The 22,610-nt window shown below is 65.2% G+C and carries 17 protein-coding genes and 1 pseudogene; 10 read left to right on the forward strand and 8 right to left on the reverse strand.

Translation table 11 applies throughout. The features are described from left to right. Window positions 1–92 precede the first annotated feature (92 nt). Together NLM15_RS39610 and NLM15_RS39615 are read right to left on the reverse strand one after the other, a co-directional pair. Entirely contained in the window at window positions 93–977 is an 885-nt protein-coding gene (locus tag NLM15_RS39610) for a protein-L-isoaspartate O-methyltransferase (protein WP_254123374.1), read from the reverse strand. 112 nt (window positions 978–1,089) lie between these two features. After that, window positions 1,090–1,566: an Lrp/AsnC family transcriptional regulator gene (locus NLM15_RS39615; RefSeq protein WP_254123375.1), complete on the reverse strand. Its 477-nt coding sequence runs from the start codon at window positions 1,564–1,566 to the stop codon at window positions 1,090–1,092. A 122-nt stretch (window positions 1,567–1,688) separates the two neighbouring features. On the opposite strand from NLM15_RS39615, the gene NLM15_RS39620 reads away from it, so the two are divergent. Then, window positions 1,689–2,228 (forward strand): alpha/beta hydrolase, encoded by a 540-nt coding sequence (locus tag NLM15_RS39620; protein WP_254123376.1) that lies wholly within the window; start codon window positions 1,689–1,691, stop codon window positions 2,226–2,228. Window positions 2,229–2,244: 16 nt separating this feature from the next. On the opposite strand, the gene NLM15_RS39625 is transcribed toward NLM15_RS39620, so the two are convergent. The 3 genes and pseudogenes from NLM15_RS39625 to NLM15_RS39635 form a co-directional block, all read right to left on the reverse strand. Continuing rightward, window positions 2,245–3,387: a GNAT family N-acetyltransferase gene (locus NLM15_RS39625; protein WP_254123377.1), complete on the reverse strand. Its 1,143-nt coding sequence runs from the start codon at window positions 3,385–3,387 to the stop codon at window positions 2,245–2,247. Between the two features lie 122 nt (window positions 3,388–3,509). Next, window positions 3,510–4,862: an O-antigen ligase gene (locus NLM15_RS39630; RefSeq protein ID WP_254123378.1), complete on the reverse strand. Its 1,353-nt coding sequence runs from the start codon at window positions 4,860–4,862 to the stop codon at window positions 3,510–3,512. A 38-nt stretch (window positions 4,863–4,900) separates the two neighbouring features. Next, window positions 4,901–5,972, reverse strand: a pseudogene (locus tag NLM15_RS39635) (glycosyltransferase). A 240-nt stretch (window positions 5,973–6,212) separates the two neighbouring features. Here NLM15_RS39635 and NLM15_RS39640 point away from each other — a divergent pair. Next, window positions 6,213–7,199, forward strand: a complete 987-nt coding sequence (locus NLM15_RS39640; RefSeq protein WP_254124659.1) for a glycosyltransferase — start codon at window positions 6,213–6,215, stop codon at window positions 7,197–7,199. Between the two features lie 4 nt (window positions 7,200–7,203). On the opposite strand, the gene NLM15_RS39645 is transcribed toward NLM15_RS39640, so the two are convergent. Continuing rightward, window positions 7,204–8,232, reverse strand: coding sequence for a glycosyltransferase family 2 protein (locus NLM15_RS39645; RefSeq protein WP_254123380.1), 1,029 nt, complete (start codon window positions 8,230–8,232; stop codon window positions 7,204–7,206). A gap of 336 nt (window positions 8,233–8,568) precedes the next feature. On the opposite strand from NLM15_RS39645, the gene NLM15_RS43695 reads away from it, so the two are divergent. From NLM15_RS43695 to NLM15_RS39670, 5 genes are all read left to right on the forward strand, one after another. Beyond that, window positions 8,569–9,132 (forward strand): acyltransferase, encoded by a 564-nt coding sequence (locus NLM15_RS43695; RefSeq protein WP_309144958.1) that lies wholly within the window; start codon window positions 8,569–8,571, stop codon window positions 9,130–9,132. Window positions 9,133–9,609: 477 nt separating this feature from the next. Then, window positions 9,610–11,976: an exopolysaccharide transport family protein gene (locus NLM15_RS39655; protein WP_254123381.1), complete on the forward strand. Its 2,367-nt coding sequence runs from the start codon at window positions 9,610–9,612 to the stop codon at window positions 11,974–11,976. Then, window positions 11,969–12,775, forward strand: coding sequence for a WecB/TagA/CpsF family glycosyltransferase (locus NLM15_RS39660; RefSeq protein WP_254123382.1), 807 nt, complete (start codon window positions 11,969–11,971; stop codon window positions 12,773–12,775). Before NLM15_RS39655 ends, NLM15_RS39660 begins: the two co-directional genes overlap by 8 nt. A 19-nt stretch (window positions 12,776–12,794) precedes the next feature. Continuing rightward, window positions 12,795–13,787: a UDP-glucose 4-epimerase GalE gene (galE, locus tag NLM15_RS39665; RefSeq protein ID WP_254123383.1), complete on the forward strand. Its 993-nt coding sequence runs from the start codon at window positions 12,795–12,797 to the stop codon at window positions 13,785–13,787. 227 nt (window positions 13,788–14,014) lie between these two features. Then, window positions 14,015–14,356, forward strand: a complete 342-nt coding sequence (locus tag NLM15_RS39670) for a hypothetical protein (RefSeq protein WP_254123384.1) — start codon at window positions 14,015–14,017, stop codon at window positions 14,354–14,356. On the opposite strand, the gene NLM15_RS39675 is transcribed toward NLM15_RS39670, so the two are convergent. Then, the gene (locus NLM15_RS39675) at window positions 14,330–18,445 is read right to left on the reverse strand and encodes a GAF domain-containing protein (RefSeq protein ID WP_254123385.1); all 4,116 of its coding nucleotides are present in this window, start codon (window positions 18,443–18,445) and stop codon (window positions 14,330–14,332) included. The genes NLM15_RS39670 and NLM15_RS39675 overlap by 27 nt on opposite strands. 294 nt (window positions 18,446–18,739) lie before the next feature. On the opposite strand from NLM15_RS39675, the gene NLM15_RS39680 reads away from it, so the two are divergent. From NLM15_RS39680 to NLM15_RS39690, 3 genes are read left to right on the forward strand one after another with little or no spacing between them, the layout of a single operon-like run. Then, entirely contained in the window at window positions 18,740–19,792 is a 1,053-nt protein-coding gene (locus NLM15_RS39680) for an Ldh family oxidoreductase (protein WP_254123386.1), read from the forward strand. A gap of 22 nt (window positions 19,793–19,814) precedes the next feature. Then, on the forward strand, window positions 19,815–21,182 hold the full coding sequence (locus tag NLM15_RS39685; RefSeq protein ID WP_254123387.1) for an LLM class flavin-dependent oxidoreductase: 1,368 nt from the start codon (window positions 19,815–19,817) through the stop codon (window positions 21,180–21,182). A gap of 14 nt (window positions 21,183–21,196) precedes the next feature. Beyond that, on the forward strand, window positions 21,197–21,982 hold the full coding sequence (locus NLM15_RS39690) for a fumarylacetoacetate hydrolase family protein (RefSeq protein ID WP_254123388.1): 786 nt from the start codon (window positions 21,197–21,199) through the stop codon (window positions 21,980–21,982). A 117-nt stretch (window positions 21,983–22,099) separates the two neighbouring features. Here NLM15_RS39690 and NLM15_RS39695 read toward each other — a convergent pair whose 3' ends face one another. After that, a complete protein-coding gene (locus NLM15_RS39695; protein ID WP_254123389.1) occupies window positions 22,100–22,555 on the reverse strand; it encodes an Lrp/AsnC family transcriptional regulator in 456 nt (151 codons plus the stop codon). Window positions 22,556–22,610 lie beyond the last annotated feature (55 nt).

Raw genomic sequence — 22,610 nt, forward strand, 5'->3', positions numbered from 1 at the left:
GCGGCGCTGGTATTGCCGCAGCCTGTTCCGCGCCTCGCGCGGCCGATTCCACTGTGCGGGCTGCAAGGGATCGTGATGCGCGGCGCCTGACCTCAGGCCTGCGTGATGTCCGCGTGCGGCGGGATGCTGATGACCGGCGCAGGTGCCGCCGCCGTCGAAAGCCACCAGCCCTCACCGGCAAACCAGCACGTCTCGTCCGGAGCGACTTCTCTCCGCAGCGACTGCACGCTCTCCCATCCCTTCGCGAACGCGTCGGCCAATCGTCGGGCGGCATCGGCATCCTGCAATCCCGCGCAGCCGATGAACTGGGCGCGGCTGAGGAATTTCGCCGGCCAGATCGGCCCTTCGTTCGGACGCGTGATCATCAACATGCCACCGAGCATGCCCTCCGGCGCCAGCGGAAACACCAGCCGCCCGCCGGGCCGCAGCGCCTCGAGCCATTCGGTGGCCGGCTGCGCCGCGCCCGCACAGACGTAGATCACGTCAGCAGCGGGCAAATCGGACGCGATGCCTGAGCGATCTTCCAGCGCGACATGGGCAACGTCCTTCAGATTTTCGCGCGCGAGTGCCGCCAGGCGCTCGTCGATCTCATAGGCGTGGACACGACCCGAGGGGCCCGTGAGCTCGGCGAGGATGGCCGTGTAATATCCGCTGCCGGCGCCGATCTGGATCACCGTCTCGCCTTCCCTCACGCCACAGCCGCTGAGCCAATAGGCGTGCGCGCCGGGCATCCCGATATTGAGGTTGCGCGTCGGGTCCAGCGCCAGAAGCGTATTTTGATAGAGGAAGGCGGGATCATCGTCGGGCGTCACGACATAGGGATGGCCACCGACGGAGATCGACCACGGCCCGGGTCCGGCGAAGGGCTCGCGCCTGACGGTGCGAAAGGCCTGCTCGATACGGGGATCCGTCGTCTTGGCCGCAGCGCAGAGCAACTGCGCATAGAATGCGCGATATTTCGCCGAACGATCTTCCATGTCGCCTCCGGAGCGGACGCGACCGTAACACAACGTCCGCGAGAATTGGAAGCACAGCGCCGTCGCGCATTTTGTGTCAGTGCGATGACTTGCCGACTGCGCGGACCACCGCTCAACTTCGCTCGGTCTTCCTCTTGACGAGGTCCCGCCCGATTGGCCGCACCGGCTCGCTCCGCAGCACCAGCGAGGTCGTGACCGCACCGAATCCGGCGATGCGATCCACGATCGTCTCCAGATCTTCCGGCGCCGGGACGAGCACTTTCAGCACGAAGCAGTCATCGCCGGTCACGCGATGGACCTCGACGATGTGGGGAATCTCCGCGAACCGCTTGAGACAGGTCTTGATGTGCTCATGCGTGGTGCGCAGGCGCACCAGTGCCATCAGGCCGAGCCCGAGGGCGCGCGGATTGATCCGGGCGCCGTAGCCTTCGATGATCCCGGCTTCCTCCAGCCGCTTGACGCGCTCGGAGACCGCCGGCTGGGACAATCCGACGGAACGGCCGAGCTCGGACAGCGGCACGCGCGCATTGGCTTGCAGAGCTTCCAGGATCTTCAGGTCCTTGGCGTCGATGCTTCCGAAGCGATCCAACAAAATTCTCCATTCCGCCTTGAGATCATCGGCAGATGATCCATTCCACCGATGATCTGCCATGTGACGCAGCGCCCGGACCGGCCACACTGCGCCTCCATCTCAGATATCACGGGACGATCATGCACGACATCATCACCTTGCCCGGCCTCGGCGGCTCCGGCGACACCCATTGGCAGACGATCTGGGAACGCAGCGACGCGCGCTTCTCGCGATTTCAGCCGACGAGCTGGGACCAGCCCGAACTCGACGACTGGGAGCAATCCCTGGAGCGGGCGGTCGGACGCTGCGCGAAGCCGCCTGTGCTTGTGGCGCATAGCCTCGCTTGCCTGCTGGTCGCGCACTGGGCCACACGTTTCCCATCCGCGATCGCGGGCGCGTTTCTGGTCGCTGTCCCCGATCCCGATGGCGCCAATTTCCCCGCGGAGGCCGCCGCGTTCAGGCCGGTCCCGGACCGAGCGCTGCGTTTCCCGTCGCTCGTCATCGCCAGCACGAACGATCCCTATGGCGGGCTCGAGCTAACGCGGCAGCGCGCCCGCGTCTGGCAGTCCGGTCTGATCGTGCTGGGCGCGCTCGGCCACATCAACGCCTCGAGCGGGATCAGTGACTGGTCGCAGGGCCGCGCGCTGCTTGATGCGTTCAGTGCGGGCCTTTCGAGATGACGGGCGGAGGCCTCTGTCAGCGCAACTTGCGTATCGCCGGGGTCGCGACCGCGGCGAGCCGGGGATAGCGGCGCAGGGCCTGCGCCGCATGGTCGCGCCAAGCATAGGGAGCACCGCGCCAGGACAGCGCGATGCTGACATCGGTCAGCGGCACCGGCTCGGCGCCGAAGCGACGCTTGTAGTCCTGGTTTCCGATGCTGAGATCGAAACGGCGCACGCCCTCCGCATGCAGCGCCGCCATGGTGCGCTCGGTCACGAGCAGCCCCGGCGAGCAGCGCGACCAGGAATCGCCAGCGTGGCTGATTCGCAGGAGGAAATAGGTCGCGCCGAACCTGACGCCGAGCGTGGTGGCGACGACGGCCTCGTCGCACACCAGCGCCGAGATGACGGCATAACCTTCCGCAATACCCTGGCGGGCGACCTCGCGATAAAACCGGGCATGGGCGTCGTCGTTGAGGACGAAGCGCGAGCCGAGCTTTCGCATCCGCGCCTGCTGCTGGACATCCATCACATCCAGAAGTTCATGCGCACGCGCGACGTCCATGGCAATCTCGAAACGCGCGCCGGCGTGACGATTGAAGACACGCCAGGAGCGCGGCATCTGCATGCGCTTGATCGAGGCCTGGTAGTCTTCGTAGGCGTCGCCCATCAGCACCAGATTGCCATTGAGCGAAGAGGATCCGATCCGGCCGAGCGACGCCAGCGGGTTCGGCTTGCCGCCGACATGGGCCGGCATCTTCTTCAGGCGCAGCAGGTCGAAACGGTCGGGCAGCGCGCGCAAGGCGTCGACCAGCGCCTTGTTGACCGCATCGGTCGCCGCCGCATCCAACGCGGCATCGAGCGCCAGGATCGGCGCGTTGTTGTCGGAAACGCCGAGGTCGGCAAACTCGACGATGCGGATGCCGCGCCTGACGTGACTGATCATCGGCACCATCGCGATGTCCTTGCCGGTCGCGGCATCGGAGATCAGTGCAATCAGCGGCGCAACATCGTGGAACGCCTCGTACCAGGCCCCTAACCAGTGAGCATGCTGGAACGCGGTACGATGGCCGGCGCTCAGGCGCGACGCAGCCTGCCGCCAGTCACGCACGAAATCGACAGCGATTCCCGACGTGCTGGACACAAGACCATCTGGCTGCTCGACGCTGAGAAACGTCATCCCCGGGGACATACGATTACTGAATGTTTCCAGATAGATTATGTTTTGCCGCAGACCACAAGTGACGTCACCGCTTATCGTTAAGCCGATGCCACCATCGCCGCTCCGGCTGCGACAAGCTGTCAGCGATCGGGTTCCGCATGTTCGACGCATTGGAACCTGGCCAGGAAATGCAGGCCGGCCACCGCGAGCGCGAACATGAACCAGATCGCATTCTGCCGTTCGAGCAGGAAGGTCTCGGTGGTCCCGTAATAAAGGCCGAACAGCCATATGGTGAGGAACAGCTTCGCCAGCGCACCGCTGCGACTGTGAGCCTGGGCCGACTGGAAATCGACCAGCGGCGCGAGCACGAAGACGAGGATCACGAGCGCCAGCCCCGGCAGGCCGATGGTGACCGCGAGTTCGAGATAGCTGTTGTGGCTGTGCGCCGCGCTCGTCGCCCATTCGGCGCCCTGGGCAGTTTGCCGCGCGGTCGCGTCGTCCCAGAAGGCCGCATAGCCATGGCCGATGACCGGCTTCTCGGCGACGGCCGCGAGCGCCAACTGCCAGACGTCGGACCGGCCGGTGAAGGTCGGATCGAGCGGAAGCAGGCGCGTCATGGCCCCGAGCGCCGGGCTCAGGACGCTGCCGACCGTCAGCAGGTTCATCACGATCAGCGGCACGAAGCAGATGGCCCGCTTCAGCCACAGGCTCCGCGTCACATAGACCAGCGAGGCGAGCGCGTAGATCGCAAGGCACAGCACCGATGACGTCTTGCCGCCGGTGAAGATCAGGAAGATGCCGGCAAGCGCGGCGATCGCCGGGCCCATCACGAACGAGCCGACGGCGGACAGGTAGATTCCGACATAGACCAGGATGGTCATCACGGGCGAGGCGACGTTCTTGTGGCCAAAGCTGCCGCGCCAGTCACCGGCGAGCTGCGGCTCGGTGACGTCAAGCGCGGTGTGAATCGAATATTGCGGCGCGAGGAAGACGCCGAGATAGCACAGCACCAACAGCGCGAGCGCGGCGATGCCGACACACCGGTTGAAGCTGCGCTGCGTCGGCGGCAGCAGCGGCAACAACATGGCGAGCGAGGTCACGCTGGCCGCGAGCACGAAGCGCTGCATCGAGACGCCGCGGCTCTCGGAGAAGACGATGTTGATCAGCAGCCAACCGACGAGGCAGAGATGCAGCGGGGTCACCAGGGTTTTCAGCGCGGGTGCGTCGGTGGCGGCGACGAACAGCACCGCGACCGCAGCCAGAAGGCCCCAGGAGACATAGTCGAGCGCCATTCGTCCGCCGACGACGATGGTCACTTCCTCGCTGCGCAAGTCGGGAAACGGACTGAGCGTGACCATCACCAGCAGCAGCGCCGCAACCGCGACGACGCAGCGCGCCGCCCGCACGGCATTGAGCCCGGCAAGCCCGTCGTGCAGAACGTGACCGAGCGATCGGGCCTCGACGTCGGCGATGTCAGTGGCGCTGCGATCCATGGCTCGAGGCTGATGGTGAAGCCGGAAAATCCGAGGTCTTAGCCCATCCCCGTTAAGCATTCGTCAACCAACGTGCCGGAGGCCTGCGACATCACCGCCTTCCGCTCGCATGATGCTCAGCGCGATCTCGTAATATTGCAGCGCGCGCTGCTCCAGCGTGAGATTGTCGAGCACGAAGGCGCGCGGATCGAACGCACCGGCGGCGCACCCGCCCCAGAAATCGTCCCAGCCCGCCTCGAACCCGGCGATGTCGGGGAATTTGGCGCCGCAGCGCTCGTCCCAATACGGCACCGACGACACCGGGGCGAACTGGACGCGGTGCGGATAATAATCGGGGTCCCGCCACGGGCCGCCGGGATCCCAGGCGAACACCGGCACGCCGCAGGACAGAGCCTGCTGATATGCGATGCCCTGGCTCTCGTTCTGGCACAGGAAGATCATCACGCGCGAATGCGCGAGCGCGGCCTGATAGTCTTGTTCCTTGTAGCTGCCGTAGCGCAGCTCCGTGAACGAGCGGCCTTCCTTGCGAAGGCGGGCGCGAACAGGCTCGATCAGTTCCGACGCAAAGCGCTCGCGGTCCCAATGGACCTTGTCGTAGATCAGGACGTCGACGGTCTTTTGCGACGGCGCAGACGGCGCCCAGAGATCCGTGTCGATGCCGATCGGCCAGGCCTCCGTGTCCGGCCAGTACGGCCGGTACATGTCGACATACCAGGGGCCGGGCACCACGACCTTCTTCACCGGCAGGCGCTTGAACAGATCAGGATCGTCGAGCGGATGATTGTGGGCGGCGACGCCGAGCAGGATCGGATTCTTCCACGCGAACTTGTCGAGCAGGAAGGTGCGACCGATGATGCAGGCCAGTTCCTCGGGATGCTGCGCGATGTGGCCGTAGTCGTTGACGCGGTAGCGGATGCCGAGCCGGTCGAGCCCCGCACAGAGATTGAGGAACACGCGAAGCTGCCCGCTCATGCGCGGTTCGCCGAGCAGCATCCGGCGCGCCATGCGTCGCAGATGCCGGTCGCCGGGAAACCAGCGATCGTCCTTGTCCTCGTAGAAGAGGTTGAGGACGATGGCATCGGGGTCGTGTCTGGAGGTCGTTGCGGGCACTGAATCCATCCGCGGCAATCAGGTCCGCATTCTCGCATGGGACCGGCTGTCGCACTCTTCCAAATTTGCCACAGGCTTAATGCCACTGGCTTAACGCTAATTGACGAAACCAAAGTCGCGCAGACGTTCGCGGCAACGATTTGGCTGTAATGCGGGTATCATTCGCAAGGTCGCGATCCATCGCATTGCCAATTCGGCGGATGGCCCTGGTTAACAGATCCTTAAAGGCGAGCCGTGGCTCTGATCACTGCCGAAGACGTTCTCGATTTACCGGCCACCACACGCATCGTTCCGGCGGTGCGCCCGCCGCTGCCGGCGAGCTCGACCAATTCGGTGTCCGTCGTCATTCCCGCCAAGAACGTTGCGGCCTATGTCGGCGAAACCCTCGCCAGTGCATTGGCGCAAGGCGAGGTGAGCGAAGTGATCGTCGTGGACGACGGCTCGAGCGACAACACCACGGCCATCGTCCGCGCCATTCGTGACCCGCGGCTACGCCTGATGACCAACGACTCCGCCGGCGTATCGGCGGCGCGCAATCTCGGCGCGCGGCATGCGAACGGCGAGTGGCTGCTTTTCCTCGATGCCGACGACCGCCTGCGCCCCGGCGCGGTGTCCGCGCTGCTCGCCGCGGCCCGCGGGGCTCCGCGCGCGGTTCTCGTCTACGGCGACTACAACACGATCGACAGCGAGGGACGGCAGATCGGCCGGCGGGGCCTGCTGAAGGGACGCCGCAAGCCGTCCGGCGATGTGCTGGCGCGGCTCGCGGCCGGCAATTTCATCGTCAATGGCGGCATCGCGCTCGCACGTGCGGAGGCTTTCCGCGCCATCGGCGGCTTCGACACCTCGCTTCGATATTGCGAGGACTGGCATTGCTGGTGCCGCCTCGCCGCGATCGGCGAATTCGAGTTCGCGCCAAAGCTTCTGCTCGATTATCGCCTGCACACCGCCAACACCATGAACGCGGCGGTGCGGACGCCGAAGGACTTCTTCCCGGCGATCGCGCGGGTGTTCGACGACGGACTGATCCTGGCGAGGCTGCCCGAGGGCACGGCGGCCGGGCTGCGTCTCGCCGCCGAGATTCATCTCGTCACCTATTCGGCGATGCAGGCAGTCCGCTTCGGCCGATATCGCGACGCCTTCGGCTATCTCGGGATGGTCGGCCGGCGCTCGCTCAAGGCGCTGCCGCGCGCCGCAGCGAGGACAGCCCTCGCACGGTTCGGGATCTAGGCCGTCAGGAAACGATCTTCGAGGCCTCATAGGGCTTCGGATCGTAGCCGAATGCGGCGAGAGCAGAACCGACGGCCACCAACGTCGGGTGCATCGCAACGATCGCTTTCGATGACATCAGCAGGCGAGCCGAGCGCATCAGCGACAGTGGCAGCCGTCCCAGGGTCTGCGCCAACAAACCCGCCCGCGCGCCTAAACCCTGCGTGGCTTTGGACCGCACGCGATAGTTGATCACCCCGAGGCGGAGGCTCCGTCTGGCAATCCAGCCGAGACTGGTGCGGTTCTGCGGCACGGTCTCGGTGATGACGGCTTCCGCGGTCCAGTGGAAAGTCATTCCGGCATGGCGGCCGCGGTAGAAGAAATCGCAATCTCCGCCGCCAAGGAAATTGAAGCGAAGATCGAAAGCCGGACTGCCGAGCCTCTCGAACGCCGCGCGCGTGATCAGGCAATTGCCGCAGCCATAGATCACCGGCACCGCACCGGTGTAATCGTAAGTGGGGCAGAAGACGGGATGAAGCGCGAGCCAGGGTTGGCTGTCGTCGTCGAACACCGGCAGCACCGGTCCGCCGACCACGTCGGCACCGGTCGCCTCCGCGGCACGGATCATCAGCTCGAGCCAATCGGGCGAAGCGATCTCGTCGTCGTCGATCATCAGGAAGCGGGTCGCGGCGGGAAACACCGCCTGGCCCGTCTCGAACGCGGCGTTGATCGCCTGGCAATTGCCCTGCCGCTTCTCGACCAGACAGATACCCTGCAGCTTGCCGGCGGCGAGATATTCCGCAGCGACCGGAGCGCTCGCGCGTCCTGCCGCATCGTTCTCGACCATGACCACCGCGAAGGAGCGCGTGGTGCGCTGACCGACAAGCGAATCCAGTGTCAGCCGGAGATGGTCGGGGCGGCGGAAACAGGGAATGCAGACGACGATTCCGACCGAGAGATCAATGACGCGCGAACTCGCGGCGATCTCCCGATTGGAGTCGCGCACGGCATCCGAGATCCGCCTGGCGGACAAATCTGTCGGGATCAGGGTCATGGCCTTCTAGATGGCTGAGACATGTTGAAAAAACCTTGCGTCCATTGTCCCAGGACGACACGTCGGCGCGGGACAGATACGTCGCAAAATGAACGGCCTGCTCCGGAACTCAAACTGCTCCGCGACACCAATGTCCTCGCTGGGACGCGCGTTATCATGCTTAACCCTTTCACGCGCTTTCCTGCGAACTCCTGCACGCGTGGTACTGCAATTTACAGTCCATCACCCATCGACGGCGGGCGCGCCGGGGCGCGACGTCGTTCTTCACCGCATTTTTACGCGCGGATGCTAGGGCTCGGCACGGCATGAGAGGCGCCGCAAGGGTCAGGAACGAACGTGGTGCGCAAGATCGAGAACCCGGCGCTGCGGGCCGGCGCGCTCCTGTTGTTCGCTTGCCGGCGCGCCTGGCTGACGGTGCGGTACGGGCGCCGACTCCAGCTCGGACCGGGGATCGTGTTCAAGGGTCGGCTGGTTCTCGGCCGCGGAGTCCGGGTGTCGATCGGTGCGAACTGCCGGATCGGCAAGCGCGTGCTCATCACCGGGCGCGGCCAGGTGACGGTCGGCAATGACACTTTTCTCAATGGTTGCTGGATCGGCTGCGAACAGAAGGTCGAGATCGGTTCGTTCTGCTTGATCAGCGACTGCGACGTCGTCGACACGGACTTTCACAATCTCCCGCCGCGGCTTCGGCACGAGCCTGCGGTTGCTCAGGCCATCGCGCCGGTGAAGATCGGGCACAACGTGTGGGTGGGCGCGCGCTCGATCGTGCTCAAGGGGGTGACGATCGGCGACCACTCAGTCGTGGGCGCCGGAACGGTGGTGCGTGAGGACGTTGCCCCGCGCGTGGTCGTCGCCGGAAACCCTGCTGCAGTCGTCAAGCGGTTCCGCGACGACGAATAGGCAGGCACGAACGCGGGCGAATCGCAAACCGAATTGCGGAAACAGTTGATCCGCTCTTCAACGATCTTGGCAACCAGATCCACACAAGCCTTGCGACGATCCAGAGTCCAATCGCGCGTTAATGTCTATTTTACTTCGTCGCGGAATCCTCCATCTGGAATCGCCGCGACGTGCTTCAAAATTCCCGCCAGAGTCAGATAGAGAAGTTCAGCAGGTCCCCGTGGCGCGCACACCGCTTGGCTAGTATCGTAACGAACCGTTAAGCACTGGGGCTCGTGGTGACACCAAAGCGGCACGAAGACGCGGCAAATGACGGCCTGGGCTTAAACGCTTTGTTTGCCATTTCAGTGAATAGTCCCTCACTGAGTATGGTTAATTTTCCCTGTTGCGTTGATTGGGCACCTATATCCCGGGTGCGTGGCGTAGAGCGAAGAGTAACCCCTCAGCCTGCGGCAGTTGGAATGAAAGCTGGGGATCATGCTTGACTATAACCAGCCGATCGATCGGGCCGGACCGGAGACCCCGCGACAGGGGACACAGGCCGGCTTCAATGTGCTGGAGCTCGTCAATCTGCTCTGGCGGCGGAAGGTCGCGATCGCCGCTGCCGCCCTGCTCGGTGCGACGCTCGCCGTTACCGTCGGCAAGAGCCTGACGCCCCGCTACACCGCCACGGCACAGCTCTATGTCGACCCGCGCGAGCTTCAGCTCGTCGATCGCGAGCTCACGCCGCGCGCGCAGGACGTCTCCGGAATGGCGATGGTGGTGGAGAGCCAGGCGCGGCTGATCACCTCCAACAGCGTGCTGCTCCAGGTGATCCAGCAGGCCGGCCTCGACAAGGATCCCGAATTCGGCGGCGGCGATGCGAGGAGCCTGATGTCGTCGCTGCTCGGCCTGATCGGCCTTCAGCCCCCCGCGCCCTCCGCCGCGGAGAAGAAGGAAGTGCAGCTTGCGGCGCTCGACGCGCTGAACAGGCACATCACCATCCGCAAGACCGAGAAGAGCTTCATCGTCGACATCGAGGTCTGGTCGACCGATCCCGCAAAGGCGGCGATGCTCGCCAACACGCTGACCAGCGCCTATCTCGCGGAATCCCGCAACTCGCAGGCTTCGGCCGCACGGCGCGCCACCAACGATCTCTCCGGCCGCCTCAAGGAGCTGCGCGAGCGGCTGCGCAGCGCCGAGACCGCGCTTGCGACCTACAAGGCCCAGAACAATTTCGTCGGCACCCAGGATGCACTGATCAGCGACCAGCAGCTCTCCGCCAGCAACCAGCGGCTCTCCGCCGCCCGCGCGGCGACGATGGATGCACAGGCGCGGCTCGACCAGATCGAGGCGAGCCGCCGCACCGCTGCGGATGCCGGCGCGATCCCCGAGGCGCTGCAATCGCCGACCATCGCGAATTTGCGCGCGCAATATGCCGATGCCCGCAAGAAATATGCGGAGCAGGCCGGCGAGCTCGGCCCGCGCCATCCGGCGCTGCGCCAGACCGAGAAGCAGGTCGAGGATCTCAAGCGCACCATCAACGAAGAGATCGATCGCTTCGCCCAGTCTGCCAAGAACGATCTGACGCGCGCCCGCGACTTCGAAGCCTCGCTCAACCGGGCGCTGGAAGCGCAGAAGCGGCAGAGCGTCCAGCTCAGCCAGGCCGCCGTGCGTCTGCGCGAGCTCGAGCGCGAGGCCGATGCCAGCCGCGACGTCTATCAGTCCTTCCTCAAGCGCTCGCGCGAGACCGAGGAGCAGGAGACCCTGAACACCTCGGCGGCCCGCGTCATCGGCGAAGCCACGGTGCCGCAGCGGCGCTCGTTCCCGCCGGCGATGAGCATGTTCGCCATGATCGGCTTCATTTTCGGCGCGCTCGCCGCGGCAAGCTGGTTCGTCGCGGCGGAGTTGCTGTCCACCGGCGCGACCGCGCCGGCTGCGCCGACACCGGCCCGTCGTGAGCGCGCACAGGCTCCGCGCGCACCAGAGCCGCCGCGGCCTCCGGAGATTGCTTCGCCCCCGCAAGTTTCACGCGCTCCGGAAGTTGCGCAGGTTTTGCCGGAACTTGCCGCGCCATCGCTGCAGCCCGAGATGGACGAAAATACGCTGATCGGAAAGCCTCTGATCGCGCGTCTCCAGGAGGCCGACGTCATTCACACGCTCGGCGCCATTCTCGCCACCGGCGGCGGCGTCGATCTCACCCGGCTGGGCTGGCCGACACTGCGCCCCGGCTTTCCCCTGACGACGCTGCTCAATGCGTGGCGTGACATGCGCACCGCGGTCGCCCGCCGTGCGGGCGGCAAGGCGATGCCGGTCATCGCGCTCGTCGGCGCCGCCGAGACCACCGGGCGCAGCGTCACCGCGCTGAATTTCGCGCTCGCGGCCGCGCGCGACGGCGCCCGCGTGCTGATGATCGATGCCGACCATCAGGCACACTCGCTCTCGAACACGGTGAGCCGCCCCGGCAAGAGCGAGCCGAGCAGGCTCGGCTGGCTCTCGATCGGCAGCAAGGCCGCGCGCGAGATCAAGACGGTCAACGGCATCTCGGTGCTGCCCGCCGCCGAAAGCGATGCCGGCAAGGCGACCGAGGCGATGCGCAAGGCCATCGAGCAGGCGCGCTCCGCCGGCGGCTATGACCTCGTTGTCCTCGACGGCCCCGTGACGCCGCTCGACGCAGGCGGCCGCAAGCTGCTCGACGATGCCGATGCGCTGGTGGCCGTGCTGCCGACCAGCCTCGACATCAACGACGGCCTCGAAGAAATCCTGAACACGCTCGGCCGCGCCGAGCGCAAGCTCGTCGGCGTCGTGCTCGACGAACTCACCCCCGCAACCCAAGCGCGCCAGCGAGGCAGACAATATGCTTGAGCGCCGCGTCAATCTGGACGGACGGGCTGCAACTGCCGACGTGCCGCGGATCACCATCGGCGGCCTCCGCATGGCCGCGCTCGACCTGGAAGCCACCGCCGATTTCATGATCGAGGCCACCGATCCCAGGCATCGCATCGGCCGTCCGCTGCATCTGACCTCGGCCAATGGCGAGGTGCTGGCGCGCTGCTCGACCGAGCCGGAGACCGAACGCCTGTTCCGCGGCGCCGACCTCATCAATGCAGACGGGCAGCCGCTGGTGGCGGCCTCAAAACTGCAATCCTGGTTTCCGCTGCCCGAGCGCGTCGCCACCACGGACCTGTTCCACGTCGTCGCGCGCAAGGCAGAAGCGATCGGCCGCACCTTCTACATGTTCGGCGCCAGCGAGGCCGAGAACGCCGCTGCGGTCGAGAACGTCCGGAGGATGTACCCAAACCTCAAGATCGTCGGCTACAGCCACGGTTATCTGCGCGGCGACGCCCTGCGCGCCAAAGTCGAGGAGATCAACGCGCTCGCGCCGGATTACCTCTGGGTTGCACTCGGCGTGCCCAACGAGCAGGCATTCGTCGAGGAATACACGCCGCTGCTGACCAATGTTGGCGTTATCAAGACATCCGGCGGATTGTTCAACTTTTTATCGGGCAGCCGGTCCCGCGCACCGCAATGGATGCAGAACATCGGACTCGAATGGGCCTGGCGCACCTGGCTCGAGCCGCGCCGTCTGTTCTGGCGCTATTTGACCACCAACCCCCGCGCGCTCTATCTTCTCTTCAGCCGCAAACGACCTTCAAATCGCTGAGAGAAGAGTAAGAGACGACATGACCGACCGACCGACCGTCCTCGTCACAGGGGGCGCGGGCTATATTGGCTCGCATGCCTGCCGTGCACTGTCTGCCGCCGGCTATCAGCCCGTCGTTTATGACAATCTCTCGACAGGTCATCGCAGCTTCGTCGCCGGCCCGCTGGTGACCGGCGATCTGCTCGACGGCGCCGCGCTGGCGCGCGCCTTCGCCGACCACAAGGTCACTGCGGTGATGCATTTCGCGGCGGCAAGCCTCGTCGGCGAGTCCATGACCGATCCGCAGAAATACTACATCAACAACGTGCAGGGCACGCTGTCGCTGCTGCAGGCGATGCGCAACGCGGGCTGCCATCGCATCGTGTTCTCCTCGACCGGCGCCGTCTACGGCAACGCCGATTCCAAGGAGCTGCCGGAGGACTTCCCCTGCGCACCGATCAATCCCTACGGCGCGTCGAAATGGATGATCGAGCGCATACTCGCCGATTATCGCGCAGCCTACGGGTTCGGCGCCTTCTGCCTGCGCTATTTCAACGCCAGCGGCGCCGACCCGGCCGGCGGCATCGGCGAGTTGCGTGACAACGAAACGCATCTCATTCCGCGTGCCATGATGGCGCTGCAGGGCCATGTCGACTTCGCCGTGTTCGGCGACGATTACGACACGCCCGACGGCACCGCGATCCGCGACTACATCCACGTCACCGACCTCGCCGCGGCGCATGTCGCTGCGCTGAAGCTCCTGGAAACGGGACATGCCGGCGGCAGCTTCAATCTCGGCACCGGCTCCGGCTTTTCGGTCCGCGAGATCCTGAACGCCATCAGGCAGGAGACCGGGCGCGAGGTGCCGCACACCATGAAGCCGCGCCGCGCCGGCGATCCCACCTATCTGGTCGCCGATGCCTCCGCCGCGCGAAAAGTGCTGAACTTCGTGCCGCGCCATTCCGACCTCGCCTCGGTCATCCGGACCGCCTGGGCCTGGCACCAGAAGGCGCATCCGCTCAGGTCGCGTTAAGCAATCGGCGCGCCCGCGCCTTGCCGGCCGGGTGCCTGAACGGCTAGTATGGGTCTTCACTGTCGGCGCCGGCCTTGGTCCGGCGGCCGCTTGTTCCCGCATCCCGGCGATGATGCCGGCCTTGCGTGGCTCCGCCGATTGCGCGAGCCGATTTTCTCCGAGTGCCAGGACCACGATCAGTTCCGCGCGTCGGCCCGTCATCAGGCGCGGACCCCAGGGAAGATCCCATGCATCAGGCTGTACGCCTGGAATTCGAGCGCGTGATGGAAGAGTTTGCCCGCTGGCAGATCGTGCCCGCGGGCGAGCGCTCGCCCGCACCTGCCTGGTGGTGGGGGCCGGCCATGGCGGTGTTCGACGACCATGAACCGATGAGCGGCGCATGGTGCGCCGAACTCGGACTCGGCGAAGGAACAAGCTTCGCTGAAGGCGCGCGCACGATCCTCGCGCTGTTCGTCGAGCAGACGTCGCTGACGGGGCCGCAGGATTTTCCGAGCAAGGCCGAGGGCGGGGATCACGAGGTCCGCGAGCTGCACCCGCAGCCGTCAGATGACAGCGCGTTTCAGCCGTAACGCCGCGGCCTGTTCGGCGGCATAGTCCGGCTCCGGCTGGAGCGGCGGCGCGACAGGCAAGACCATCGGCCGCAGCAGCTCGGCCATCTCGCGCGCGGGCACCGGCTTGGAGATCAGGAAGCCCTGCATCTCGTCGCAGCCATGGGTGCGCAGGAACGCCTCCTGCTCGGCATTCTCGACGCCTTCGGCGACCACGGTCATGCCGAGTGCCTTGCCCATGCTGATGATCGCCTGCGCGATCGCCTGGTCCTCCGAATCCTGCGGCAGGTCGCGCACGAAGGAGCGGTCGATCTTGATGGTGTCGATCGGGAAATGCTTCATCAGCGACATCGACGAATAGCCGGTGCCGAAATCGTCGATGGCGAGACGGATGCCGCGGCTCTGGATAGCGTCGAGAACCTTCAGCGCGCGCCCGACATTGCGCATCATCATGCTCTCGGTGACCTCCAGCTGGAGCAGCACCGGCGACATGCCGCTGGCGGCCAGCGCCTCGTCGACGTCCTGCAACAGATGCTCGTCGACAAACTGGCGCGGCGACAAATTGACCGCCATCGATACCGGCAACAGGCCGCGGCGCTGCCAGGCCATGGCCTGCGCGCAGGCCTCCTTCACCACCCAGCGGCCGATCGGCACGATCAGCCCGGTCTCTTCCGCAAGCGGGATGAACTGCGCCGGCGAGATGCTGCCGAGATCCGGGTGCGTCCAGCGCAGCAGCGCTTCCACGCCGGTGATCTGGCCGGTCTCCATGTCGACCTTGGGCTGGTAGTTCAGCGAGAACTGCTCGCGCTCCAGCGCCCGGCGCAGCGCGCTCTCGAGCGACAGCCGCTCGATCGACTGCGTCTTCACCTCCTTGGAGAAGAAGCGATAGCCGTTCTTGCCGTCTTCCTTGGCGAGATACATCGCCATATCGGCGTTCTTGGTCAGCGTCTGCACGTCGGAGCCGTTGGCCGGATACATCGCGATGCCGATCGACGCCGTGGTGTGGCACTCGTGGCCGGCCAGCTCCATCGGCTCGGCGAGCGCCGCGAGCAGCGCGGTCGCGATGCGCTGGACGTCGTCGATCTCGCCGCACTGGTCGAGGATCACCACGAACTCGTCGCCGCCGAGGCGTGCGACCACGTCGGTTGCCCGCAGCACACCGCGCAGCCGGTTCGCCACCTCGAGCAGGAGCAGATCGCCGGCCTCATGGCCGAGCGAATCGTTGATGACCTTGAAGCGGTCGAGATCGATGAACAGCACCGCGAAACGGTGATCGTGGCGCTGGGCTTCGTCGATCGCCTCCCGCAACAGCCCGTTGAAGGTCTCGCGGTTTGGCAGGTCGGTCAGGCTGTCATGCGAGGCGAGGTATTCGATCCGCTCGTCGGCCTCGTTCTTCTCGTCGGCGCGATCGAAATTCTCCATCGCAAAGGAGACGTTGTCGGCGAGGCGCTGCAACAGCTCGACGAACTCGGCCGTGAAAGTCTCCTGCTCGGTCGACATGTAGATCATGACGCCGACGGGCTGGTCGTGCGTGATCAGCGGGAACGCGGCGCCGGAGCGCGCACCGTCGCCCTGGACGATGGCTTGGAAAGCGCTGACGCGGTCGTCGTTGCGGTAGTCGTTACTGATGCAGGGCTGGCGCGTGCGGAAGGCGGTTCCGCTCATCCCGCGCCCCTCCGGGCGCTCCGGGTCGATGGAAAGACGGACGTTGCGCGTCGTCTCGGCAGACGGCCCCGCCGCGCTCACGATCTCGAGCTGGTCGCTGCCGGCGCGGGCCAGCGCGATCGTGGTCGAGGTGAACTTGGCGCCGTTCGATGCCGCGAGGCAAACGAGATCGAACAGCTCGGCGCGCGACTTCGCCCGCATGATCGCCTCATTGGTGGCACTCAGTGCCGCGAACATGCGTGTCAGGCGCTCCTTCTGCGCCTCGGTGCGGGCCTTCTCCTCGGCGCGATCGAAATTGTCGAGTGCAAAGGAGACGTTCTCGGCCAGACGTCCGAGCAGCTCGACCAGGTCGGGCGTGAACGTATTTTCCTCCGGTGCAAGGAAGAGCAGAATGCCGATCGGCTCCAGCCCCGCCCGCAGAAGCGGGAAGCTGGCAGCGGCCCGCGTTCCGTCTTCGGTCGCCTTGGCGTGCCAATGCGCCGACCGCGGATCGTTCAGATAGTCGTTGATGACGCTCGGCCGTCGGGTCCGTAGTGACGTGCCGATAATTCCATGCCCCTCCGGATGGTCGGCGGAGACGACGCATGTACGCCCGAACATTCGCTCCTGGAGGCGTCCCTTGACCGCAACGACGCGAACAAGCTCGCCGCTTTCGTCCATGATGCCGATCGTCGCCGATGCGAAGACGTCGCCGAGCACGGCCGCCTGGCATGCAACCTCGAACAGCTCCTCGCGGGTCTTGGCGCGCATGATGGCTTCGTTCGTGGCGCTCAGCGCCTCGAACATGCCACTCAACCGATTGCGCTGCTTGTCGGCCTTCGCCGTCTCGTCGGCGCGGTCGAAATTCTCCAGCGCGAAGGCGACATTGGCCTGGAGCTTGCGCAGCAACTCGACGAATTCGTCCGTGAAGGTGTCGCGCTCCGGCGAGTTGAACAGGAATACGCCTTCGACCCGGTCGCCGTTGAACAGCGGCAACGCCGCCGAGGACGCAATCCCGTTGCGGCGGGCGCTGGCCTGCCACGGCGCAATGCGGTCATCGGAGAGCACGTCGTTGCTGACCGCGGGCTGGCGGGTGCGGAACGCAGTGCCCGTCAGTCCCCGCCCTTCGGGCACCTCATCGGACGTGGAAAACTTGAAATTACGGACCTGATCCGCATTCGGCCCGTAACAGGCGACGACACGCAGCAGCTCGGCGCGATGATCGGCGAGCGCAACGGTGACCGAGGTGAACTTGGCTCCCTTCGCCGTCGCCTCGCAGACGAGGTCGAACAGCTCGGAGCGTGACCGCGCGCGCAGGATCGCCTCGTTGGTGGCGCTGAGCGCCGCATACATGCGCGCCAGACGTTCTTCTTCCGCGGCGATCCTGGCCTTCTCGGCCTCGCGCCCGAAATTCTCGAGCGCGAACGAGACGTTCTCCGCCATGCGCAGGAGGAGCGCGACGATCTCCTCGTCCTCGGCCCAGGAGCGGCTGATGAAGAACAGGAGCACGCCGACACTTTCACCGTGCCTGATCAGCGGCGCGACCACGCAGGCGGCGACGCCGGTGTTGACGTTGGCCTGCTCCCACGGCGTTCCCCTGGTGCGGCTGGCGAGATCGTCCTCGACGATGGCCTTCTGCGTCCGGAACACCTCACCGGAGATGCCCCTGCCGTAAGGATTCTCCGGATCGATCGAGTAGCGCGCCTGGGTCACCAGTTCGAGATTCTCTCCCGTGGACGCGACCGGAGTCATCCAGTGCGAGTCCGGTTCGCGGAGCAGGACGATGGTCGCCAGCGACTTGCCGCCGTGCACGGAGGCGTCGCACACGAGCTGGTACAGCTCCTGCTCGGACTTGGCGCGCAGGATCGCCTCGTTGGTCGCGCTGATGGCACCGAACATGCGGTTGAGCCGGCGCATCGCCCGCTCACCGGCCTGCCGTGCAGTCTCGCGCGCGAAAATCTCCAGTACATAGGAAATGTTGGCCGACATGCGCTCGAACAGCGACACCATCTGCTCGCTCAGCGAGTTGGCTTCCCTGCGGGTCACGTACAGCACGCCGACGCTTTTGCCGTTGCAGAGCAGCGGCAGCGCCGCAGCAGCGCCGATCTGGGCTGTTGCCGCACCCGCGCGCCACGCCAGAGAACGCGGATCGTTCAGATAGTCGTTGCTGACGCACAGCTTCTGATCGCGAAATGCTTCGCCGCCAACGCCCGCCCCTTCGGGCGTGCCGGCTTCCGTCGTAATCACGATGGAGCGCAGCCGCGAAATGTCATCGCCACAGCCGGCCGCAAACTGCAATCGCCGGCCATCCGGTCCTATCAGGAACACGGCAACAGCCAAAAAGTCCCCGCTCGAAAACCCGGCGTCGCAGACCTTCTGGTACAGCTCGTCCGGCGATTTCGCGTAGAGGATCGCTTCGTTGATGGCGCTCAACGCTGCAAAGGTGCGCGCGAGGGTCGTCTGCACGATCTCAACTCCCGGGCATTTCTGCCTATTTCTCCCGGGTGCTTTATGAACGGCGACCGCCTAAGTGGTCGTTATTGCGCGCTGCAAACCCTCGATCAAAGTGAACGAGCTGCGAACGGCAGGCGCAAAACTGTCGGGAATGCCGCCGCACGGGAGGAATCTTCGACCAAAGGCGCGCTCTCTTTGCGAATTTGCAGCCCTGTATTGGTTTACGGGAGATTGATATCGCTCCCGCGCTTTGAGACGATGGCTCACAACAATGAGCCCGTTAAGGGCACATGCCGGGGAAACGCCATGCCCATCGTCAAGGCCGACCGCCTCACGCGCATCAGCGCAGCACTGCTCCGCGCCGCCGGCGCTTCCGAGGAAGAGGCCGATGCAGTGGCCGTCGGCTGCGTCAACGCCAATCTCGCCGGCCATGACTCCCACGGCGTGATCGCGGTTCCGACCTACATCGATCGCATCAAGGCAGGCCACATCGTTCCCGGCGCCAAATGGTCCATCGTCCAGGAATCGTCGACCACGACCGTGATCGACGGCCAGTGGGGGTTCGGCTTTCACGTCAACGCCAAGGCGATGGCGCTGACGATCGAGAAGGCGAAGACGGCCAACGTCGCCGCCTGCACCGTGTTCCGGCAAAGTCATGTCGGCCGCCTCGCCGCCTATCCGTTGATGGCGATGCGCGAAGGCATGATCGGGATTGCGACGGCGGATTCCGGCCGCTCGCCGAAGCACGTGGCGCCGTTCGGCGGCAAAGAGGCGCGGCTCGGCACCAACCCGATCTCGATCGCGGTGCCGTCCGATCTCGGCGCGCCGTTCTATCTGGACATGGCAACCTCGGCGGTTGCGGCCGGTAAGGTCCAGCTCGCGGTCGCCCGCGGCGAGGAGATTCCGACGGGATGGATCATCGATGCCGAGGGACGGCACACCACCGACCCCACGCAATATCGCAAGGGCGGCGCGCTGCTGCCGCTCGGCGGCACCGAAGGCTACAAGGGCAGCGGCCTCGCCGCGATGGTCGAGGTGCTGTGCGGCCTGCTCACCGGTCTCGGCTTCGGCGTCGAACCGACGGGACGTCACAATGACGGCTGCTTCATGGCGGTGTTCAACGTCGCCGCGTTCCGACCGCTGAAGGATTTCAAACGCGAGGTCACCGAATTCGCGCACTATCTGAAATCCACGCCGCCCTCCGAAGGCAGCAAGGGCGTGTTCTATCCCGGCGAGATCGAGGGGTTGCGCGAGCAGCAACGCCTGCGCGACGGCATCGAGATCGAGGATGCGACCTGGGAGAAGCTGCGCGCGCTGGCGGACGAGTACCGGCTCGGTACCGTCCTCGATCTGGCCTGACGGAATTTGGGAGAACAGCAGCATGACGCGGCAGATGGTACTTGTCGGTTTCCTCCAGGCGCAGAACTGCACGAATTTGCCGAGCTCGTGGCGGCATCCGGACTCGCGCGACGATTCGATGTCGGCGGACTATTATCAGGAGATCGCCAGGATCCTCGAAGCCGGCAAGTTCCACATGGCGTTCTTCGACGATCGGCTGGCGATGCCCGATCGCTACGGCAACGATCACGCCCATACCGTCGAATACGGTATCCGCTGCGTGAAGATGGATCCGCTGATCGTGCTGACCACGATGGGCATGGTCACCGACAAGCTCGGCCTGGGAGCAACCTGCTCGACCACCTATTACGAGCCGTTCGACGTTGCCCGCCGCTACGCGACGCTCGACCTGATGTCCGGCGGGCGCGCGGGCTGGAACGTCGTGACCTCGCTCAATGACGGCGAGGCGCTGAATATGGGCCGGGACTCCCATCCCGAACACGACTCCCGCTACGACAAGGCCGACGAGTTCATGGAGGTCGTGCTCGGCCATTGGGACACCTGGGAGGACGGCGCGCTCATCATGGACAAAAAGAGCGGCCGCTTTGCCGATCCGAGCAAGGTGAAGCGGCTCGATCACAAGGGACCGGCCTTCAAGTCGCGCGGGCCGTTCACCGTACCGCGCTCGGACCAGGGCCATCCTGTCATCATCCAGGCCGGCGCGTCGGGCCGCGGCCAGCGCTTTGCCGGCCGATGGGGCGAAGTGATCTTCACGGCAGCACGCAATCTCCAGGGCGCCAAGGAAGGCTATGCCGCCGTGCGCAACGAGGCCGCGAAAGCCGGCCGCGATCCCGACCAGATGTTCCTCTGCAATTTGACGACCCCGGTCTGCGCCGCGACGAAGGCCGAGGCCGAGGACAAGATGGCGCTGATCAACAAACTGCCGCTCGAGATCGACGCGCTGTCGCTGCTCGCGGAAGCGCTCAACTATGATTTCGCGTCCAAGGATCTCGACGAGCCGCTGACGACGGACGAGTTGAAGAGCATGCAGGGCATTTTGGGCATCCGCGACGGCGTGCTCAAGAACTCCGGAAAGAGCAATCCGAGCGCGCGCGACTTCGTCACCTTCTCCGGCCGCGGCCAGGTTCATGACGCGATGGTCGGCGGCCCCAAGGAGATCGCGGACAGGCTGGAAGAAATGTTCGTCGAGCGCGGCTGCGACGGGTTCGTCATCGCCGCGACCTATGTGCCCGGCTCCTACGCCGATTTCGTGCAGCATATCGTACCGGAATTGCAGCGCCGCGGCCTGTTCCAGAAGGACTATCGCGGCAAGACGCTGCGGGAAAATCTCGGGCTGAAGCGGCCCGCCGCCGGCGCCTGGAAGGTACAGCCGCGCGATGCCGCGGAATAACTGGAGGAACCGACATGCGCTGGCTCAAATTCACCGCCGCGGACAAGACGTCCTGGGGGATCGTCGAGGGCGAGCAGGTGATCGCGGTCGATGGCGATCCCTTCGGCGAATGGCAGCGCACCTCGCGCGCGCATTCGCTTGGCGACGTCAAAATCGAGCTACCGCTGATCCCGCGCACCTTCTATTGCGTCGGCTTGAATTACCTGAAGCACCTGAAGGAAGCCGCCGACAAGCGCGGCGAAGTGCCGGCCGTGCCCGACCGACCCGAGATCGGCTATCGCGCCCAGAACGCGCTGATCGCGCATGACGAGGAGGTCGTGATCCCGTCCTTTGCGACGGACAAGATCCACTATGAAGGCGAGCTCGTCGTCGTCATCGGCAAGAAGGTGAAGCATCTCACCAAGCAGAACGCGATGGATTGCGTGTTCGGCTACACCATCGGCAACGACGTCAGCGAGCGCAGCTGGCAGAATGCCGATCGCAGCCTGTGGCGCTCGAAGAACGCCGACACGTTCAAGCCGATGGGGCCGTGGATCGAGACTGAGGCCAATCTGGCTAAAATGGAGACCGTCGTCCGGGTCAACGGCAAGGAGACCAACCGCTTCTACACCAACGACATGATCTTCGGCGTGGTGCCGTTCCTGGTCGAGCTGACCAAGTATTTCACGCTATGGCCGGGTGACGTGATCTGGATGGGCACCGACGGCGCTTCGCCTGACATCAAGCACGGCGATGTCGTGGAGATCGACATCACGGGCGTCGGGACGCTGCGGAATCGTTTTGCGCGGGAGCAACGGTAACGGAAGTGCCGTAGGGTGGGCAAAGCGAAGCGTGCCCACCGCCTTCGTCATCGGGGCGAGATGGTGGGCACGGCGCTATGCGCCTTTGCCCACCCTAAGGCCATCCTATGAAGCCGCTCAAAACGGCAGCGCCACGCCGGTCTTGATCTCCTTCAGCACCACGTTGCTCCTGACGTAACGGATGCCGGGGATGCGGAACATGAACTCGTCGAGGAAGCGGTTGTAGGCCGCCATGTCCTGCACGACGACGCGCAAATGATAGTCGGCATCGCCCGTGGTCGCGAAACACTCGAGCACCTCGCGCCGCGTGGTCACGCGCGCGACGAACTCGTCGACGAATTTTGCGTCGTGCCGCTCCAGCGAGACGTGGAGAATGGCGGACATCGCAAAACCCGCCTGCTCTCGCACGACCAGCGCCGCATAACCCTTGATGACACCGGCCTCTTCCAGCGCCCGCACCCGGCGCCAGCAGGCTGAGGTGGACATACCGACCTCGTCCGCGAGTTGCTGGTTGGTCGCGCGGCCGTCTTTCTGGAGGTGGGCAAGAATCCGCGTATCCTGATCTTCGATCATGAAGGCACCTCAATTCGATAGATTACACCAATAATTGATGTCTCGAGGAAAATTC

This window comes from Bradyrhizobium sp. CCGB20 (genome assembly GCF_024199855.1).
GTDB lineage: Bacteria > Pseudomonadota > Alphaproteobacteria > Rhizobiales > Xanthobacteraceae > Bradyrhizobium.

What these genes read in the sequence shown, in the direction of transcription:
- NLM15_RS39610 (WP_254123374.1), bottom strand. Translation starts at nt 977, where the DNA reads ATGGAAGATCGTTCGGCGAAATATCGCGCATTCTATGCGCAGTTGCTC.
- NLM15_RS39690 (WP_254123388.1), top strand. Translation starts at nt 21,197, where the DNA reads ATGCGCTGGCTCAAATTCACCGCCGCGGACAAGACGTCCTGGGGGATC.
- NLM15_RS39660 (WP_254123382.1), top strand. Translation starts at nt 11,969, where the DNA reads ATGCTTGAGCGCCGCGTCAATCTGGACGGACGGGCTGCAACTGCCGAC.
- NLM15_RS39670 (WP_254123384.1), top strand. Translation starts at nt 14,015, where the DNA reads ATGCATCAGGCTGTACGCCTGGAATTCGAGCGCGTGATGGAAGAGTTT.
- NLM15_RS39620 (WP_254123376.1), top strand. Translation starts at nt 1,689, where the DNA reads ATGCACGACATCATCACCTTGCCCGGCCTCGGCGGCTCCGGCGACACC.
- NLM15_RS39625 (WP_254123377.1), bottom strand. Translation starts at nt 3,387, where the DNA reads ATGACGTTTCTCAGCGTCGAGCAGCCAGATGGTCTTGTGTCCAGCACG.
- NLM15_RS39630 (WP_254123378.1), bottom strand. Translation starts at nt 4,862, where the DNA reads ATGGATCGCAGCGCCACTGACATCGCCGACGTCGAGGCCCGATCGCTC.
- NLM15_RS39655 (WP_254123381.1), top strand. Translation starts at nt 9,610, where the DNA reads ATGCTTGACTATAACCAGCCGATCGATCGGGCCGGACCGGAGACCCCG.
- NLM15_RS39695 (WP_254123389.1), bottom strand. Translation starts at nt 22,555, where the DNA reads ATGATCGAAGATCAGGATACGCGGATTCTTGCCCACCTCCAGAAAGAC.
- NLM15_RS39680 (WP_254123386.1), top strand. Translation starts at nt 18,740, where the DNA reads ATGCCCATCGTCAAGGCCGACCGCCTCACGCGCATCAGCGCAGCACTG.
- NLM15_RS39685 (WP_254123387.1), top strand. Translation starts at nt 19,815, where the DNA reads ATGACGCGGCAGATGGTACTTGTCGGTTTCCTCCAGGCGCAGAACTGC.
- NLM15_RS39645 (WP_254123380.1), bottom strand. Translation starts at nt 8,232, where the DNA reads ATGACCCTGATCCCGACAGATTTGTCCGCCAGGCGGATCTCGGATGCC.
- galE (WP_254123383.1), top strand. Translation starts at nt 12,795, where the DNA reads ATGACCGACCGACCGACCGTCCTCGTCACAGGGGGCGCGGGCTATATT.